The following is a 17,530-nucleotide window of genomic DNA, read 5'->3' on the forward strand; positions in this document are numbered from 1 at the left end:
GCGAGATCAAAAGGATAGAGCATTGAAGGTGATCCCGTGATCATCGGAAATGCTCTACGTGCCCCATGGCTTATCTCGAAACGCGCGGCCTCGGCCGGGATTTTCCCGGCGTCACCGCGCTCGACGGGGTCGATCTGTCGATCGAACTCGGCCGCACGCACATTCTCGCGGGCGAAAACGGCGCCGGCAAATCGACGCTGGTGAAAATCCTGACCGGAACCGACAGGGCATCGCGCGGCAAGATCCTGATCGATGGCCGCGATCCCGTCGAAGATCCCGCGCTTTACAAGAACGTCGCCTATGTGCCGCAAGAGCTCAATCTCTTCGCGCAGATGAGCGTCGCCGAAAACCTGTTCATGCCCTTCAGCCGCACAGGACATGGTGGCCTACTGGTCAATCGCAATGCCCTGGTGGAGGAAGCACGCAGCTATCTCGAGCGGTTCGGCATCGAAGCCGATCCGCGCGCGCTGGTGGCCGACATCTCGGTCTCGGATCAGCAGCTGCTCCAGATCGCCCGGGCCTGCACCAATGCGGAAATGAAGGTCCTGATCCTCGATGAGCCGACATCGTCGCTGACCCGCGTCGAGGTGGACCGGGTCTTCAAGGTCATTCGCGGCCTGCTCGATCGCGACCATGCCATCGTCTTCATCAGCCACAAGATGGACGAGGTCTTCGCCATCGGCGATGATTACACGGTGCTGCGAAACGGCGAGAAGATCGAGAGCGGCAAGATCGGCGACATTGCCGAGGCGGATCTGATCCGCGCCATGTCCGGCCGCGACATCACCTTCGAAGAACATTTTCGTCCCGAAGGCCCGGCCACCGATACGATCATGCAGGTGCGCGGCCTCTCGGGCGCCCGGTTTCATGATGTCAGCTTCGATCTGCGAAGAGGTGAAATCCTGGGCTTTGCAGGTCTGGTGGGTGCAGGACGCTCGGAGATCATGCAGACGATCTTCGGCTTCCTGAAGGCGAAGGGCGGCGAGGTGACGGTCGAGGGCAGGCCCTGGACGCTCAACGACACGTCCGCCTCGGTCGATGGCGGCATGCTCTATCTCTCGGAAGAGCGCAAGCATCACGGTATCTTCCCGCTTTTGTCGCTGCGCGAAAACATCGGGATTTCCATCCTGTCGCTGACGCGCGGATTCGCGGGCATCAGCAGCGGGCGCGAGCGCGACGCCGTGCAGAAAATCATCGAGGATTACGGCATTCGCACCTCCGGCATGGGCAAGCGGATCTCGCAGCTTTCGGGCGGCAACCAGCAGAAGGTGATCATCGGCCGGGCCATGGCGACACGGCCGCGCGTGCTGATCTTCGACGAGCCGACCAAGGGCATCGACATCCGCACCAAGAGCGAGATCTACCGCATCATGAAGGGCTTGGCCGAGGAGGGTGTTGGCGTCATCCTCGTCTCCTCCGAACTTGACGAGCTGAAGAAATGCGCAAGCCGCATCGTCACCCTGCATCACGGCCGCATCACCGGCACCTTCGACACGGCCGGCACGAACAATGAAACACTCGTAGGCGCCATCTTCGGCGCGGAGGCGAAAGCCGATGCACACTAAGCCCTTGGCATTTCTCACACGCAGCCCGCTCGCCGGGGTGTTCCTCGCGCTTGCGGTGATCTTCACGCTCTCCGCGCTGATCTCGCCCTATTTTCTGACGCCTTACAATCTCTCGGTCATCGCACGCGGTCTGGCCTTTGTCGGCCTCATCACCATCGCCCAGTCGATGTTGATGGTTCTTGGCGAGCTGGACCTGTCGCTCGGCGTGATCGGCGGCCTATGCGGCGTTATTTCCGGCATTCTCATGGTGCGGCTTGGGCTGGAGCCCTATACGTCGATGCTGCTCGCCATTTTGCTCGGCGCCTGCCTCGGCCTGCTCAATGGCTTTCTCGTCACGGTGCTCCGGCTTCACTCTCTGGTCCTGACGATCGGCACAGCGGGCATCTTCGGCGGCGCCAACCTTGTGCTCACGCGTGGTGTCGCGATCACCGGCATTCCGAAGGACGTACAATATCTCGGCCGTGGGGATGTCATCGGCCTGCCGGTTCCCTTCCTGATCATGCTCGTCGCTTTGGCCATCGCCACCTTCGTCATGCTGAAGACGCCCTTTGGCCGCTATATGTACGCCATCGGCAACAACCAGGCCGGCGCCCGCATGCTTGGCATCAAGGTGGACAGGGTGCGCCTGCTGGTCTTCGTTGTCGCCGGCGCGATAGCCGCGCTTGCCGGCGTGCTGATGGTGGCGCGGCTCGGCACCGCCCAGCCATCGATCGGCGACACCTGGGTTTTGGCGCCGATTGCGGCCGCGGTCATTGGCGGCGTTGCCACCACGGGCGGCATCGGCAGTCCGATCGGCGCGATCTTCGGCGCGGGGATCATCGCCATCATCGAAAACATCATCGTCCTTTTTGGCGTCTCGCCCTATTGGCAAGGCATCGTTTCAGGCGTCATCGTCGTTCTCGCCATCTCCTTCGATGCCATTTCCCGCCGCTATATCCGGCGCGACGCGTGATCCATCCGGCCGCACCGATCTGAAAGAAAAGAGCATGAACCAGGACATCAAAACCAAGAAGCTGATCAACGCGCCCGAAAACATCATCGCGGAGCTCATTGAGGGCATGGTCGGCGCGCATCCCGACATGTTGCGTGTCGAGGGCGAAACCGGCCGGGCGATCGTCGCGGTCGAAGGCCCGCGGGACGGCAAGGTCGGCATTATCGTCGGCGGCGGCTCCGGCCATGAGCCTGCCTTTGCCGGCTATGTCGGGCGCGGCCTGGCCGATGCCGCCGCCGTCGGCAATGTCTTTGCCTCGCCCTCCCCGTCGCATATCGTCGAAGCGGCGCGCGCTGTGGATGGCGGTGTGGGCGTGGTCATGCTCTACGGCAACTACACCGGCGACGTGCTCAATTTCACCATGGCGGCGGAAGAGCTGGAGCAGGCCGGCATCCCGGTTCGCCATGTCGCCGTGGCCGATGATGTCGCCTCCGCTCCCGTCGAGCGCAAAGCCGAACGGCGCGGCATTGCCGGCGATTTCTTCGTCTTCAAGGTCGCCGGTGCCGCAGCCGATCTTGGCGAACCCCTGGCGCGGGTCGAGGCGCTTGCCCAGGCCGCCAATGAGGCGACGCGCTCGATGGGCGTTGCGCTGGGGCCCTGCTCGCTGCCGCAGACCGGCCGGCCGAATTTCTCCATCGGCGACGATGAAATGGAAATCGGCATGGGCCTGCATGGCGAGCCCGGCATTCGCCGCGAGAAACTCGGGACCGCCGACGAGGTCACCGACACGCTTGTCGATGCGATTCTGGCAGAGCTCGACATCAAAGCCGGCGAGCGGGTGGCCGTTCTGGTCAATGGTCTCGGCTCCACCGCACAGATCGAGCTTTACGTGATCTTCCGCCGCGTCAAGCAGCGGCTGGATGCGTTGGGCGTCGAGATCCACGCCTCATGGGTCGGCGAATATGCGACCTCGCTGGAAATGGCCGGCGCCTCGATCACGCTGATGAAGCTCGACGACACGCTGAAGATGCTGCTGGACCATCCCTGCCGCACCCCTGCCCTCGTCGTCGGTGGCCTGTCGAAGGCGGAGGAAGGCTCGACGCGCAATCGAAAGCCGTTGAAACCGGCCGAAGGTACGGCGACGGTGAACGAGACATCGCGGGCTCTGATCACCGAAGGCGATGTGACCCCGGCGATCTTCATGGCGATGATGAACGCGGTCGGCGAGCAGATCATCGCCGAGAAGAACTGGCTCTCCGAGCTCGACGGCATCATCGGCGATGGTGACCATGGCGTGACCATGGAAATCGGCTGGAAAGCCGTTCAGCACACGCTGAAAGATGTGCAGACCGACGAGACCATCGAGTCCATCTGCAAGCGCATGGCAAAGGCCTTTCTGGATGCCGTGGGCGCATCCTCCGGGCCGCTTTACGCCACGGCCTTCCTGCGGGCCGGCACGGCCGTCAGCAATCGCCTCAATCTCGACGGCGCCGGCATGGCCGAATGGCTCGCCGCCGCCTGCCAGGGCATTCGCGACCGTGGCCGCGCCGAGCCGGGAGACAAGACCATGATCGACGCCTGGGTGCCGGCCGTCGAAGCGGCGACCCAGGCCGCCGCCAGAGGCGCCTCAACGGTCGAGGTGCTGATTGCGGCGCGAGAAGGCGCGGAAGTCGGCATGAAAGCGACGAGCGCACTGGAATCGCGCCGTGGCCGCTCCGCCAAGCTCGGCGCCCGCTCGGTCGGCCATATCGATCCCGGCGCGGCTTCGACTTTCGTGACCTTGCGCGCCATGACGGCGGCGCTTGAAAAGGCTCTGAGCTGATCCGGGATCAAGCGGCATGTGGGAAGGGGCGATAAAAGGCCCCTCTCCCGGATGCCCCGTGCCCGCTCCTTCGGGCGCCCAGCTCGGGCATGACGTCGAGCAGCGGGCTCGACGTCCGTAAACAGGCTCAGCGCGGCCCCTGCAACAAGGCTCGCGCGACACCCTCATTGGTGACGAGCCGATTGACATAGCCTGCGCGCAGAACCGCGCGGATGATCGGTATCTTGCTGATACCGCCGGAGACCAGCACCGAAATCGGCTTCAGCTTCAGCTTGTCCGGCGGGAGAGCGATGATCGAGTCGTTCAGGAAATGATCGATCGCCTGACCCCGAGCATCGAGAAACCAGCCCATGAACTCGCCGACAGCGCCGCTCTTCAGCACCGCGTCGAAATTGTCCTTCACGACGCGGATCTTGGTCAGCGACGTATCCTGGGTCAGCGCCCCACAGGAGACGATGCCGATATCGGCAATTTCCGTGCGTGCGAGCACATCGGTCAGTTCCTCGTTGAGCAGCAGGGCATTGCGGCTTTCGGGGTTCGCGCAATAGATCGGCGCCGTCAGATAATGGCATTCGACATTGAGCGCACGGGCGAAAGCGGTCGCCACCTCGAAGGTATTGGTCGAGGACCCACTCGTCACGCCACCGGTCAGTCCGACGACCCAGCTTTCGGATTTCGGCCGGGCGCGCAACGTCCGCACGGCGAAGCTCAAGGTCCGCCCCGACCCGATGCCCACGCCCATGTCCCTGTTTTCGATCAGGTCGCTTGCCAGCGTTCCCGCCGCCTCGCCGATAACACGTTTCTGCTCCAGATAATCTTCCAGGTCCGGTACGACGACCGTGTCGGCAAGGCCATAGCGCGCAGACACTTTGTCCGCGAGGTCGATACAGTCGGTCAGCGGCAGGCTGACATTCACCTGGACGCTGCCGGACTCACGCACCTGGCCGATGATCTTGTTGACCTTCAGCCGCGTGATGTTCATGCGCTGGGCGATCTCCTGCTGCGTCTGCCCGCCGATGAAATAGAGCCAGGCAACACGAGCCCGCTCCAGATCCTCGTCCATTTGCTGCCACTCATCGCTCATTCAGCATCACATCTCCATGTCCCTCCTGTCGATACCGGCTCCCGCTGAACCGGGCAACCGGAGCGTTTAGTGTGGGACGATGAAGTTTCAGACATGGCGGGACCAGCCTGGCTGGTGCTGCAGGAGATCGGCGAAGCCCTGCGCCCAGCCCTGTGATCGACAGATCTCGCAAAGGCGAAATGAGCGTTGATCCGCACTCCGTTGTTCAGCCCCGCCCGCCGGCTGCAAGAACAGCACGGATGAGGCCGGCACGACGGGTGACGCCCATCTTCGCGAAAATGGCGGAGAGATGCTTCTTGACGGTGTTGGGGGATATGCCGAGCCGGATTGCCATATCGGCAACGGTGTGAATATCCAGCGCCGCCTGAAGCACGCGCATCTCGGCCGGGGTCAGGCCATAAAGCAGCGCGCAGGACTCGATGCCGGATGATGGCACGGCCTCCGCCCGGCGAACGAAGAGCGCCGCGCGCGCCGAGCGGTCAACCCGCTCGAAAGCCGCCTGAGTCTGCGCGCAGAACTCCAGTTTCATCAGGCAGGCCAACCATTCGACCCCCTCGCCATCGGTGATCTTGATCAAGGCCGGCCGATGGCGAAGCAATTCCTCGGCTTGGTGCGGGTCGGCGGCCAGACCTTCTCGCAGCAGGCGATAGGCGCCGGAGCCGGCCAGGCTCAAGCCCTGTGGGCCCTCGCGCGCCACGTCGCCCTTCATCAGCAAGGCCTGCGCGTTCTGATTGGTCCACACGACGCGTCCTGCGGGATCGAGGATGAAGACGCCGGCCTCCACCTGGTTCAGCGCCGCTTCCAGCGAGGCCGTCCGCGTCTGGTGCCGGCCGAGTTCACGCCGGATCAGCGCTGCCCGCTGAAGATGCGGCGCCAACCGGGTCAAGCGCAGGCGCAGCCGATCGTCCACCAGACCATAATCGTCGCCGGTGATGATGGTGAAGGCCGCAGCGCTGGCCTCATAGCGCTGGATATTAAAGATTGCCGCGTCGAAAAAACCCTGCGGGGCGGCCCATTCGCGAAAGAAGCGGCTGGCCTGGAATTCCTCGCCCGGAATGAGATCGCGGCTTGAGAAAACCTCGCCGGGCTTGATGAACACCGACGCAGGATAGGTCGGGTTCAGCGTGACGTATTTTTCCCGATAGAGACGAAGAAAGTTCGGATCGATGCCCCAGGAATAGACTGTCTCCCCCATCCCTTTGCTTGCATCACGCCAATAAATGCGCGAGGCCTTGCCGCCCGAATAATCGCAGATCAACCGCAGCGTTTGCGGCCAGATCGTTTCATCGAGCACTGTCTCGTAGATCAGGCCAATGATCTCCGACAGCCTGTCCAGCTCGAATTGCGACGGCTCCATGCACAGTCCCCGCACGTGATGCCTGCTTTCGTTCTGCCCGACCAAGGACAGCCGGACAATAAATCGAGATGACTACCCGTTCAGGTGATGCCGACGCGCTGCCCGGCTGGCCTTATACGCAACGGGCGAAGCGCTGAAAGATCAACTTTTCGACGATTAATCGTCCGCATCGGACAAAACGATGCGGGGTAAAAACGCGAAGAAATCAGCCAAGACTTTAGCGCCGTACTTGGAAATACATTGAGATAGCTTAATCGGATCAGAGATCGCCTGCAACAGCAAGCCAATATTTTTTAGATTTATTCAAGAAAGGACTTTGTTGGGATCAAGCTGGGAGGCGTGCGTGGATTCTTTCTTGTCGAGTTGGTTCTTCGGCCTGTCGATCGCCATGCCGTTCGGCCCTGTCAGTATGATGTGCGTGGAGCAAAGCCTGGCACGGGGCGTGGGGCATGGGATGGCCAGCGGTGCCGGGGCGGCCACGACGCATGGCGTCTATGCCACAATCGCCCTGCTCGGAGCGCAGGCGCTGGCAGCACCCCTCGCCGCTCTGCAAACGGAGGCGCACCTGTTGTCTGGCCTCGTCTTCTCGTTTCTGGGGATCTGGACAATGCTGCGCCTTCCAGCTCAAAGGCGCAGCCAGACATCCGCGATCGGCGGTTTCGCCCCTTACCTTACCGGCGTTGCGCTGGCGCTGGCGAACCCGATGACCTTGCTGCCCTATATCGCCTTTTCAAGTTCGCTTGCGCTGATCAACCCCGCGAAGGGCATCGTCCAGCTTCTCGTCATCGCCGGCGTCGGGCTGGGAACTCTTTCCTGGTACTGGACGATGAGTGGCTCGGCCTGGCTCCTGCGGCAGCGGCTACCGCGCACGCTCCTCGCCTATCTTCATCTCATTGCCGGGCCGACGCTGATCGGCATCGGTATCATGACGGTCCTGCGATAACAGGAATCGCCGGCGCGGTTGCCGTCTCCCAGCCCGGCCTGCCGGTCAACTCAGCACGATGCCGCCGTCGACGTTGAGCGTTTGGCCGGTGATGAAGGCGGCGTCGTCAGAGGCCAGAAAGGCGACAGCGCCGACCACGTCCTCGGGATCGCCGATGCGCCGCAGCGCCGTCTTCTCCTGCCAGATCTGGCGGATGGCGGGATCGTCAAGGTTGACGCGGCCCATGTCGGTCAGAATGATCCCGGGGCAGACGCAGTTGGCGGTGATCCCCTCGGCGCCGACTTCCTGGGCAAGAACCCGGGTGAAACCCATGACCGCTGCCTTCGAGGCGGAATAATGCGCCTGCTCCGGCGCGCCATGCTTGCCGCCGATCGAGGCGATGTTGACGATGCGGCCATATTTTCGCGCCTTCATGCCCGCAAGCGCTGCCTGCACGACGAGGAACGTGCCCTTGGCGTTTACGTCCATGACGCTGTCCCAGTCTTCCTCCCTGAGCCCCGCAACATCACTGGCGATCAGAATGCCGGCATTGTTGACGATGGCGTCGAGGTGCCCAAAGGCGGTCTCGACCGTGCTCATCATCGCCGCAACATCGCTCTTGCGGCTGACATCGGCATAGACCGGAAGAGCGCGCTGGCCGAGCGCATGGATCTCGGACGCAACCTCTTCAAGGGCAGCACGCTGGCGCTCGATATCGTTGATGGCGACATCATAGCCGCGTCGGGCAAGGCCTGTGGCGATAGCACGGCCGATGCCGCGGCTGGCGCCGGTGACGAGCGCGGTCCTGCTGGTGTTCGTCATGTGGACATTCCTTCGATCAGAGAGCTGTATAGCCGCCATCGACCGTCAGCACCGTTCCCGTGACGAAGCTGGCGGCCGGCGAGGCGAGAAAAAGGACGGCATTGGCGATCTCGCGCGGCTCGCCGAGACGACGCATCGGCGTGGCGGCCATCCAGGCGGTAAACCAGTCCGCATTGCTGCGGCCGCGCAGGGTGAGTTCGGTGGCGATGTAGCCGGGCGCAACCGCATTCACCCGCACGCCGGCAGCCGCCCATTCCACCGCAAGAGACTTGGTCAGCAGGTTGGCCCCTGCCTTGGCCGCGTTGTAGGCCGCTTGCGGCTGGGGCTGGACGACGATTTCACCACACATCGAGGAGATGTTGACGATGGCCCCGCGCCCGGCATCCACCATGGCGCGGCCGAAGATCTGCGCGCAGATGAAGACGCCGGTGAGGTCCACATCGATCACCGCCTGCCAGTCTTCGAAGGACATCTCGGCGGCCGGCGCATTGCGCACGATGCCGGCATTGTTGACGAGCACGTCCAGAGCGCCGAATTTCGCGTGGATCTCAGCGGCCGCAGCCGTCACCCCTGCGTAGTTCGTGACGTCCAGCATCAGGCTCGTCGCGCGCGCGCCCATCTCGCGGATCGCGGCGGCGGCGATCTCCGCTTCGGCCGGATCCCGGTCGGCGATGATGATCGTGGCGCCGGCCTCGGCCAGGCGCTCGGCAATGGCGCGGCCGATGCCACGGGCCGCGCCCGTCACCAGCGCAGTCTTGCCGTCCAGGCGAAACGGGTCGCTCATGCCGCGCTCCGTCCGGGTCCGGTCACGGCTTTCAGCGCGGGGTAGAGTGCCAGATAGCGCTGGTAGATCTCGTCATAGATCGCGGTTTCGCGCTGGCGCGGCTCTATCCGGCGGCCGGGCTTGACCATGGCGGCAATGCCTTCGTCGATGGAGGCGAAATGGCCGGCACCATGCGCGGCCAAAACCGCAGCACCCACCGATGGCGCATCGCGCGAGGCAGGAACGCAAACCGGCAGCCCCGCTGTGTCGGCATGGATCTGCAGCCAGAGATCGGATGCACCCGCGCCGCCGCCCACCGTAATCTCCGCCCCGCGATAGCCCGCGGCGGCCATGGCGTCGAGAATGGCGCGCGTGCCGAAGCCGATGCCCTCCATCATCGCGCGGAAGAGATGATGCGGCTCATGTGCGAGCGTCAGCCCGACGATAGCCCCGCGGGAGAGCGGATCGGTATAAGGCGTGCGGTTGCCCTGGAAATGGTCCTGCACCAGAAGTCCGTCACAGCCGGGTTCAAGTGCTGCGGCCTTTTGGTTCATCTCTTCCAGGTTCATCGTCCCGTTCATCATCCGGCCGAGCCAAGCGATGATCGAGCCGGTGGAGGTCTGGCCGCCTTCGACGATATAGCGGTCCGGATAGACGCAATCGCGATAGGTGCCCCAGATGCCCGGCGCATGGATTGCCTGCTCGGTCACGCCGAACTGCAGATGAGAAGAGCCGGTGATGAGCGCGAGCTGCCCTGGCTTGGCCACGCCAAGGCCGATCATGCCGATCAGCGCATCGGCGCCGCCTTGAACGACCTTAACCGAGCGCGACAGACCGAGTTCTTCCGCCGCCCTGGCGCAGAGCGTGGCAATCACGCCGCCGGGCGGCACGATCCGCTGTGGCCATTTCTGCAGCAGCGCCGATAGGCCGAGCGCGTCGACCAAAGTGGTCGGCCAGCCGCCGCGATCGGTTTGGTAGTGCCAGCGCAAGGTCACATTGTTGAGGCTCGCCGCCCGTTCGCCGGTCAGCCGCAGCGTCATGAAGTCCTGATATTCGCAGATGGTCGCGGCCTTCTCGAAAATCTCCGGTTCGTTGCGGGCGATCCACAGGGCCTTGGGAATCATCCATTCGGCGGAGACCGGCCCCTGTCCGCCGCCATTGGCGATCAGGGCACCATCGCCGGTGGCGAGCACGGCGTCGGCCTCCTGATTGGCGCGAACATCCATCCAGATGATCGCCGGCCTCAGCGCCCGGCCATCGGCATCCAGCGCCACCACCGTGCAGCTCGTCGTCGCCAGACTGATGGCCTCGATGTCACGCGCATCGACCCCCGCCTGCCCGATCGCCCCGCTCGATGCGGCTACGAAGGCGCGCCACCAGTCCTCGGGGTCCTGCTCGGCCCGCGCACCGGCGGCAAACCGCGTCTCATAGGCAACGGCCACACTGCCCAGACAGGTGCCGGTCACGTCATAGACGCGGGCGCGCAGGCTCTCCGTGCCACCATCGGCTGTCAGAAAATAGCCCATTTCCGTCTCCTCCCGCGCCGGTCTCTCCTCCCCGGCGCCTGCATTTTCCTGATTTCGTATTGCGTCGAAACCGGATCGGCTCGATGTGCTAGAGCATCGGACCGAAAAGTGGGAACCGGTTTTCGGAAAATCCGATGCGAAAACAAAAATCTAGAGCGTCAGACTACGTATGATTTTCAGTCGGACGCTCTAGCGAAGTGCCCTCATGATCTCCAATGCTTTAGCGCCATACATCACGGCGGGGCCGCCACCCATTTCCACGGCAACATCGAGAACCTCGATCAGATCGGCCTCCTCGGCACCATGTTTCATCGCAGCATCGACATGGTAGAGGATGCAGTCCTCACATCCTTTCGAAACGGCCAGCGCCACCGCGATCAGTTCCTTCTGCGCCGGCGTCATCCGGCCGGCGGCGGTCGCCGCCTTGCTGACACGCGAGAAGCCGGCAAAAAGCTCGGGGCTCGCCTTCGCCAGAAGGCCGATGCGGGCCTGGGCATCCTTGAGTTTGTCACGCGCCGTGCTCATCGCCCGTCTCCCTGCGCCAGAATGATCTCGAGCACCTCCTTCGCCTGATCCCATTGCGGCATATGGCCTGAGCGGGCGAGCAGGTGAACGGCGATGCGCGGTGGCAGGGCCTGCACCTGGCTCCAGGGAATGATGCGATCCTCCAATCCGACGAGCACGCGGATGGGAAGAGTTGCAGACAGTTTGTGCAAGGGGCTGAGCGCGTCGATCCTCTGGCCGAGCGGGCCCGCCAAGTTGTCGGCGAGCCGCTTCAGGCGGCCGGCGGAGAGGGCTTTTGTCAAGCTCGCCAGTGCGGGTTCAGATAGATCGGCACCCTGGACGGAAAGCCGCCGCAACAGATGCGACACCTCGCCCGGATGCTGCGCATCGGCCATGCCTGCGATAAAGCCTGTATCGATCTCCCGGCCGAGACCCGCCGGCGCGATTAGCGTGAGCGCGCGCACCTTCGCAGGCGCCGCCTGCGCGAGCATCACGGCTGCAAAGGCGCCCAGCGAATGGGCAACCACCGAAACCCGATCCACATCGAGGCTTTTCAGCAGTTCGGGAAGGTCGCTGCCAAGTCCCTGCGGCTCCGTTTCCTCGATATCGGTGAGGCCATGGGCTGGTAGGTCGGGGATGATCACGCGTCGCCCGGCACGTTTTAGCCCGGAGGCGATGGCGGCCCATGTCGTGCGATCGCCGGCAAAGCCGTGGAGCAGCAGCAGAGGCACGCCCTCTCCTGCCCCACTGTCGAGATAGGCCATGCGCCCACGCCGCAGCGCAACGCTACTGACCTGCTCTGCCGGGCCTGTGGCCGGCTGCAGCCCGCGAGTTGGGTCTTGCGCGAAGGACAGAACGTCGTGCTTTTCGATCCGGCCGCGGCGTCCCGTCCCCTTCAGCGCCGTGAGGTCGAGGCCTCGCGCACGGGCAAGGCGGCGGGCAAGCGGCGTGGCGCGCAGGCGCGCGCCATTGCCGGAGGATGCTGCATTTGCATGCGTGGCGAGGCTCGCGGCCTGATCGCGAGCCTGAGCAGGCGAGGCTTCGACGGTGGATGTCTCTGCGCCGGCTTCGGACGGGGCCAGAATGCGGGCGATCGGCGCGCCGACCGCGACGGTTTCATCCTCGCCCTTGAGGATGGTCAGCAACTTGCCGCCGGCCAGCGCTGGAAATTCGGCAATGGTCTTGTCGGTCTCGATTTCGAGGATGGCCTCACCGCGCGCGAAGCTCTCCCCTTCGGCTTTCAGCCATTTGGCGATCCGACCCTCTTCCATGGTTTCGCCGAGACGCGGCATCAGCAGGTCGGTCTCGGCCAGATCGTCGCCGTCTGCGGTCGAGGCGGCCGTCGCAGCGGCCGGCAGGGCAGGTTCGTCGTCGCCCTCCTGCGCGGTCCAGTCCGGCCCGGCGCCGATTTCGATGCTGGCGATAGGCTGGCCAACCTCGATGGTCTCGTCCAGACCCACCAGGATCTCCTGCAGACGGCCGTCGCCCAAGGCTGGAAATTCCGCGATGGTCTTGTCGGTTTCGATCTCGAGGATCGGGTCACCCCGGGAAAAGGCCTCGCCCGGCTTCACAAGCCAGCCGACGATCTTTCCTTCCTCCATGGTTTCCCCGAGGCGGGGCATTTTGAGAAAGCGCTGGTTGATCATGCCATCAACCTCTCGGCCACCTCGGCAATGATGCGTGCGGAGGGCACGCTGCCGGCTTCGAGCTCCTGCGAGACCGAGATCGGAATGTCCTCACCGGCCACGCGAATGACGGGCTGTTCGAGGAAGTCGAAACATTCCTCGGAGATGCGCGCGCAGAGCTCCGCCGCAACGCCTGATGTCATCACCCCTTCGCTGACGACCATGGCCTTGCCCACGCGCTCGACATGCGTGCGGATCGTCTCGAAATCGAGCGGATTGAGGGTGCGCAGGTCGATAACCGTGGCCTCGATGCCCTTCTTGGCAAGCGCCTCGGCCGCCTCCAGCGCATAGATCACCTGACGGGAATAGGTGACGATCACCAGGTCGTCGCCCTGGCGGCGCACGGCCGCCTTGCCCCACGGCAATGGGTCGTCCGAAAGGTCCACCTCCTCCTTGCGGGTATAAAGCGCCTTGTGCTCGATGAAGACGACAGGGTCGGGCTTGGTCAGGCTCTGGCGCAGGAGGTGATAGGCATCGGCGACCGTCGCGGGCATGGCAAGGCGCAGCCCCGGCGTATGCATGATCCAGGCTTCCAGGCTCTGGCTATGCTGCGCACCGGCGGAGCGGCCGGTTCCGCCTTGCGTGCGCAGCACCATCGGCACACCGATCTGCCCGCCGAACATGTAGCGGATCTTGGCCGCCTGGTTGGCGAGCTGGTCCATGGTCATGCCGAGGAAGTCGATATACATCAATTCGGCAACGGGCCTGAGCCCCGTCATGGCTGCGCCGACGGCCGTGCCGATGATGGCGGGCTCGGAAATCGGCGTGTCGATCAGCCGCTCGGGTCCATGCACCTTGATGAGATCCTTGGTTACCCCATAGGCGCCGCCGTAGCGGCCGACCTCCTCGCCGATCACCACGATCGTCTTGTCCTCGGTCATCGCGTCGTCCAGCGCTTGGCGCAGCGCGTCTCGATAGGTCATGGCAGGCATTAGACAATTTCCCTGGCTAGAACGCGGTCGATACGGGCCCGCACGGATTCGGGCTCCGGCTCGCCAACCGCATAGACATCGCGGAACATGGAGGAGAGCGCGGGCGCCTGGGACTCGACCGTAAAGTCGATGGTGGCATCCATCTCGGCTGCAATCTCACGGTCGAGCGCATCGAGCGCCGCCTCGCTTTCCAGGCCGCTCTCGATCAGCTTGGCGCGGGCAAAGAGAACCGGGTCCTTCTTGCGGCCTTCCGTTTCCTCGGCCTCGGCGCGGTAAGGGCTTTTATCCATCCGGGCATGGCCGAAAAAGCGATAGACCTCGACCGAGAGAAAGCCCGGCTTGCCGGCGCGGGCCTCGTCGATCAGCCAGCGTGCGGCATCGCGCACCTCTTCCACATCGAGCCCGTTGACCACCACGCCATTCAGCCCGAAGGCGCGGGCGCGCTGGTCGAAGGCGGTGTTGCGCGTCGCCTGGTCGATGCGCGTGCCCATGCCATATTGGTTATTGATGCAGACAAACAGCACCGGCAGGCCCCAGAGCGCCGCCATGTTCATGCTCTCATAAAGAATGCCCTGTTGCATCGCGCCATCGCCGAAGAAGGCGACCGAGACGGAGTCCTGCTTCAGATATTTGCTGGACAGACCGGCGCCGACGACGGCGGGAATGCCGCCGCCGACGATGGCATTGGCGCCGAGATGGCCGAGCGCCATATCGGCAATATGCATGGAGCCTCCCTTGCCGTGGCAATAGCCGCTTTCCTTGCCGCCGATCTCGGCCATCATCCGCTTCGGATCGGCCCCGCGCGCCAGGAAGATGCCATGGCCGCGATGGTGGGTCGTAAAGCTGTCCTGCGGTTTCATTTCGGCGCAGACACCGGCGGCGCTGGATTCCTCGCCGATCGACAGATGCAGCATCGAGCCGGCCGATTGGCCGCGCACGAAGAGCTCGCCCACCCGCTCCTCGAAGGTGCGGATGCGCCGCATGGTGCGGTAAAGCTCCGCAAGGTGGCTATTGGCAGTGAGGGTCATGAGGGACTCCCGGATAGGTCATGAGGTGAGGCGTCACAGAAGCTTCAGCTTCGTCGTCCTGGAGACGATGGCGACGGCCACGAGGATGATCAGGCCCTTGACGATGCTCTGGACATAAGTGTCCATGCCCACGAGGTTGAGCCCGTTGTTGATGACGCCGATGAACAGCGCGCCGAAGAAGGTGCCGGTGACGGTGGCGGTGCCCGGGCGGATCATCGTCATGCCGATAAAGACCGTGGCCAGACCGTCGAGCAAATAGCGCTCGCCCGCATTGGGCTGGCCGGAGCCAAGCCGCGCCGCCAGAAGCGCGCCGGCGAGAGCGGCAAAGAGGCTGCAGACGACCAGCGCCGCCGACCGGTAGAAGCGGCCGTTAACGCCGGAAAGTTCGGCCGCCTTCAGATTGCCGCCGACCGCATAGATGTAGCGGCCGAAGATGGTCCGTTCCATGAGGAACCAGGCGACCAGCACGAACAGCACCATGGCATAGGCAAGGACCGGGATGCCGAGGATCTGCCCCTGGCCGAGAAAGAGGTAGCCATCCGGCAGGCCGCCATAGATCGCCCGGCCACCCGTGCTCATGAAATTGATGCCGTAGAGGATTGAGCCGGTTGCCAGCGTGGCGATCAGCGAGGGGATGCCGATCAGTGTCACGAGCAGCGAATTGATCGCGCCGACCGCGAAACCTGCTGCCACGGCGCCCAGAAGCGCAATCGGCAGCGGCACGCCGGAGATCAGCATCAGCGGCACCAGGATGCCGCTCAATCCGACCGTGTAGCCGACGGACAGATCCATCTCGCGGGCGGCAAAGCCGAAGGTCAGGCCCGCGCCGACAATCGTCAGCATCGAAATCTGCTGGACGATGTTGAGCAGGTTCGACGTCGTCAGAAACCGATCGACCGTCAGCGCGAAGCCCAGAAACAGAAGAAGGAGCGCCAGCAGGGTGCTGTATTTGAGAAGCCACTGATCGCGGCTCTTGCGGGATGAGGCCTCCTTGGCCTCGACGAGAGGGCGCGCTTGCGCGGTCATTGGGGATCTCCTGCCATGGCTGCGATGAATCGCGCTTCGGAAAATTCAGATCGCTCGAGCGCGGGACCCGCCCGGCCCTGCACGAAGGGCACGACGCGGTCGGCGATATCGGCAACCTCCATCAGGTCGCTTGAGGCGACGATGATGGCCGCCCCCTCCCCGGCCAGCCGCTGGATGTGGCGGTGGATTTCCCGCTTGGCGCCGATATCGACACCTTCTGTCGGCTCGACGAAGATCATCAGCCGGTAGCGTTCGGTCGCGCCATACAGCCACTTGCCGATCGAGACCTTCTGCTTGTTGCCGCCGCTGAGATCCTGGATGCGCTGCTCAGGCGAATGGGCCTTGACGTTGAAGAGGGCCATGGCGGCACGTGCCGCCTTCTCCTCCTTCCCCGTGGACAGCACGCCGGCATGCGCGCCGGCTTGCGGGTGGACCATGGCGAGGTTTTCGCGCACGCTCCATTCGCCGATCAGCGAGTTCTCCATGCGATGGTCTGGAATGAAGGCCACGCCGCGGGCCTTCATGCCACGTGCATCGATGCGGGAGAGCGGCTGCCCGCCAAATCGTGTCTGGCCGGACAGGAAGCCTTCGCCCGTGTAAAGCGAGCGGGCAAAGCCGAAATGGCCTGCGCCGGTCAGACCGATCATGCCGACGATTTCGCCGGTGCGAATGGTGAAATGGTCGGCGCTGACACCGCCTACCCGCCAGTCGGCGATCTCCAACACGATGTCGCCCGAAGCACGCGGCGCGCCAGTCGCCTCACCGGAAGCAGCCGTTTTGCCTGCGCGCTGCAGCATGAAGTCAACCAGCTGGGCTTCGCTGACCTCGGCCGCCGGCAGCGTGGTGACATGCCGGCCATCGCGCAAGACCGTGATGCGGTCGCTCAGCGCCTTGACCTCGGAGAGAAAGTGGCTGACGAGCACCACGCCGACGCCGCGCGGCGGCAGGGATCGAATGATGCGCCAGAGATTTTCCTTCTCGCGCGCCGGCAGCGTCGCCGTCGGCTCGTCAAGGATCAGCAGGCGCATGTCGCCGCGAAGCGCCCTGATGATCTCGATCACCTTCTGATCGGCCATTGGCAGCGTGTCGACAGCGGCGTCGAGATCGATCGTCACCTGCGGAAACCAGCGGGCAAGCAGCTCCGCCGCGCGCCGCTTCAACGCCCGCGCGTCGATGATGCCGAGGCCGAGGCGTGGCTCGTCGCCCAGCAGGATGTTTTGCGCGGCCGAGAGGCCCGGCACGAGGCTGCCCTCCTGCGACACATGGGCAATGCCCTTGGCCAAGGCATCGCCGGCACTGGCCAGTGCCGTCTCGACCCCAGCAATCGCGATGGTGCCGGATGTCGGCTGCCGGCTGCCGCCGAGAATGCTGACAAGAGTCGTCTTGCCGGCGCCGTTTTCGCCGATCAGCCCATGCACTTCGGAAAAGAGAAAGTCGACATCGACATGATCGAGCGCTCTCGTGCCCGGATACTGCATGACGATGTCCGATAAAGTGACGGTCATGGCGCGCCTCCCCGCGTGCTTTCCAGTCAGACGCCGCGCAGGGTTTCTGCGTGGCGGA

The 17,530-nt window shown here is 64.1% G+C and carries 15 protein-coding genes; 4 read left to right on the forward strand and 11 right to left on the reverse strand.

Translation table 11 applies throughout. From position 1 onward, the window contains the following. Positions 1 to 65 precede the first annotated feature (65 nt). Genes BMX61_RS07585 through dhaL form a run of 3 tightly spaced genes read left to right on the forward strand, consistent with a single transcriptional unit; the run spans position 66 to position 4,318 of the window. A complete protein-coding gene (locus BMX61_RS07585; protein WP_075625984.1) occupies positions 66 to 1,565 on the forward strand; it encodes a sugar ABC transporter ATP-binding protein in 1,500 nt (499 codons plus the stop codon). Beyond that, positions 1,555 to 2,517 carry an ABC transporter permease gene (locus BMX61_RS07590; RefSeq protein WP_075625983.1) on the forward strand — a complete coding sequence of 321 codons (963 nt, stop codon included), beginning with the start codon at positions 1,555 to 1,557 and terminating at the stop codon, positions 2,515 to 2,517. The genes BMX61_RS07585 and BMX61_RS07590 overlap by 11 nt, the downstream gene beginning before the upstream one ends. 34 nt (positions 2,518 to 2,551) lie before the next feature. Beyond that, a complete protein-coding gene (dhaL, locus tag BMX61_RS07595) occupies positions 2,552 to 4,318 on the forward strand; it encodes a dihydroxyacetone kinase subunit DhaL (RefSeq protein WP_075625982.1) in 1,767 nt (588 codons plus the stop codon). Between the two features lie 127 nt (positions 4,319 to 4,445). On the opposite strand, the gene BMX61_RS07600 is transcribed toward dhaL, so the two are convergent. Next, positions 4,446 to 5,402, reverse strand: a complete 957-nt coding sequence (locus BMX61_RS07600; RefSeq protein ID WP_075625981.1) for a sugar-binding transcriptional regulator — start codon at positions 5,400 to 5,402, stop codon at positions 4,446 to 4,448. A 205-nt stretch (positions 5,403 to 5,607) separates the two neighbouring features. Continuing rightward, the gene (locus BMX61_RS07605; protein ID WP_075625980.1) at positions 5,608 to 6,759 is read right to left on the reverse strand and encodes a helix-turn-helix domain-containing protein; all 1,152 of its coding nucleotides are present in this window, start codon (positions 6,757 to 6,759) and stop codon (positions 5,608 to 5,610) included. 343 nt (positions 6,760 to 7,102) lie between these two features. Here BMX61_RS07605 and BMX61_RS07610 point away from each other — a divergent pair, with 343 nt between their 5' ends. After that, a complete protein-coding gene (locus BMX61_RS07610; protein ID WP_075625979.1) occupies positions 7,103 to 7,702 on the forward strand; it encodes a LysE family translocator in 600 nt (199 codons plus the stop codon). Between the two features lie 45 nt (positions 7,703 to 7,747). Here the strand turns inward: BMX61_RS07610 and BMX61_RS07615 are convergent, their stop codons facing one another. From BMX61_RS07615 to BMX61_RS07655, 9 genes are all read right to left on the reverse strand, one after another. Continuing rightward, positions 7,748 to 8,503 carry an SDR family NAD(P)-dependent oxidoreductase gene (locus tag BMX61_RS07615; RefSeq protein ID WP_075625978.1) on the reverse strand — a complete coding sequence of 252 codons (756 nt, stop codon included), beginning with the start codon at positions 8,501 to 8,503 and terminating at the stop codon, positions 7,748 to 7,750. A 16-nt stretch (positions 8,504 to 8,519) separates the two neighbouring features. Further along, positions 8,520 to 9,287 carry an SDR family NAD(P)-dependent oxidoreductase gene (locus BMX61_RS07620; RefSeq protein ID WP_075625977.1) on the reverse strand — a complete coding sequence of 256 codons (768 nt, stop codon included), beginning with the start codon at positions 9,285 to 9,287 and terminating at the stop codon, positions 8,520 to 8,522. Then, on the reverse strand, positions 9,284 to 10,792 hold the full coding sequence (locus BMX61_RS07625; RefSeq protein ID WP_075625976.1) for an FGGY-family carbohydrate kinase: 1,509 nt from the start codon (positions 10,790 to 10,792) through the stop codon (positions 9,284 to 9,286). The genes BMX61_RS07620 and BMX61_RS07625 overlap by 4 nt, the downstream gene beginning before the upstream one ends. Before the next feature lie 189 nt (positions 10,793 to 10,981). Beyond that, complete coding sequence (locus tag BMX61_RS07630; RefSeq protein ID WP_075625975.1) at positions 10,982 to 11,317, reverse strand: carboxymuconolactone decarboxylase family protein; 336 nt, start codon at positions 11,315 to 11,317, stop codon at positions 10,982 to 10,984. Next, positions 11,314 to 12,942 (reverse strand): acetoin dehydrogenase dihydrolipoyllysine-residue acetyltransferase subunit, encoded by a 1,629-nt coding sequence (locus BMX61_RS07635; RefSeq protein ID WP_092742427.1) that lies wholly within the window; start codon positions 12,940 to 12,942, stop codon positions 11,314 to 11,316. Before BMX61_RS07635 ends, BMX61_RS07630 begins: the two co-directional genes overlap by 4 nt. After that, a complete protein-coding gene (locus BMX61_RS07640; protein ID WP_075625974.1) occupies positions 12,939 to 13,913 on the reverse strand; it encodes an alpha-ketoacid dehydrogenase subunit beta in 975 nt (324 codons plus the stop codon). The genes BMX61_RS07635 and BMX61_RS07640 overlap by 4 nt, the downstream gene beginning before the upstream one ends. Then, on the reverse strand, positions 13,913 to 14,941 hold the full coding sequence (locus BMX61_RS07645) for a thiamine pyrophosphate-dependent dehydrogenase E1 component subunit alpha (protein WP_075625973.1): 1,029 nt from the start codon (positions 14,939 to 14,941) through the stop codon (positions 13,913 to 13,915). Before BMX61_RS07645 ends, BMX61_RS07640 begins: the two co-directional genes overlap by 1 nt. Before the next feature lie 33 nt (positions 14,942 to 14,974). Next, positions 14,975 to 15,967: an ABC transporter permease gene (locus BMX61_RS07650; RefSeq protein ID WP_075625972.1), complete on the reverse strand. Its 993-nt coding sequence runs from the start codon at positions 15,965 to 15,967 to the stop codon at positions 14,975 to 14,977. Next, positions 15,964 to 17,472 (reverse strand): sugar ABC transporter ATP-binding protein, encoded by a 1,509-nt coding sequence (locus BMX61_RS07655; protein ID WP_075625971.1) that lies wholly within the window; start codon positions 17,470 to 17,472, stop codon positions 15,964 to 15,966. The genes BMX61_RS07650 and BMX61_RS07655 overlap by 4 nt, the downstream gene beginning before the upstream one ends. Positions 17,473 to 17,530: the final 58 nt, after the last annotated feature.

Origin of the sequence: Xaviernesmea oryzae (assembly GCF_900109605.1) — a bacterium.
GTDB classification, from domain to species: domain Bacteria; phylum Pseudomonadota; class Alphaproteobacteria; order Rhizobiales; family Rhizobiaceae; genus Xaviernesmea; species Xaviernesmea oryzae.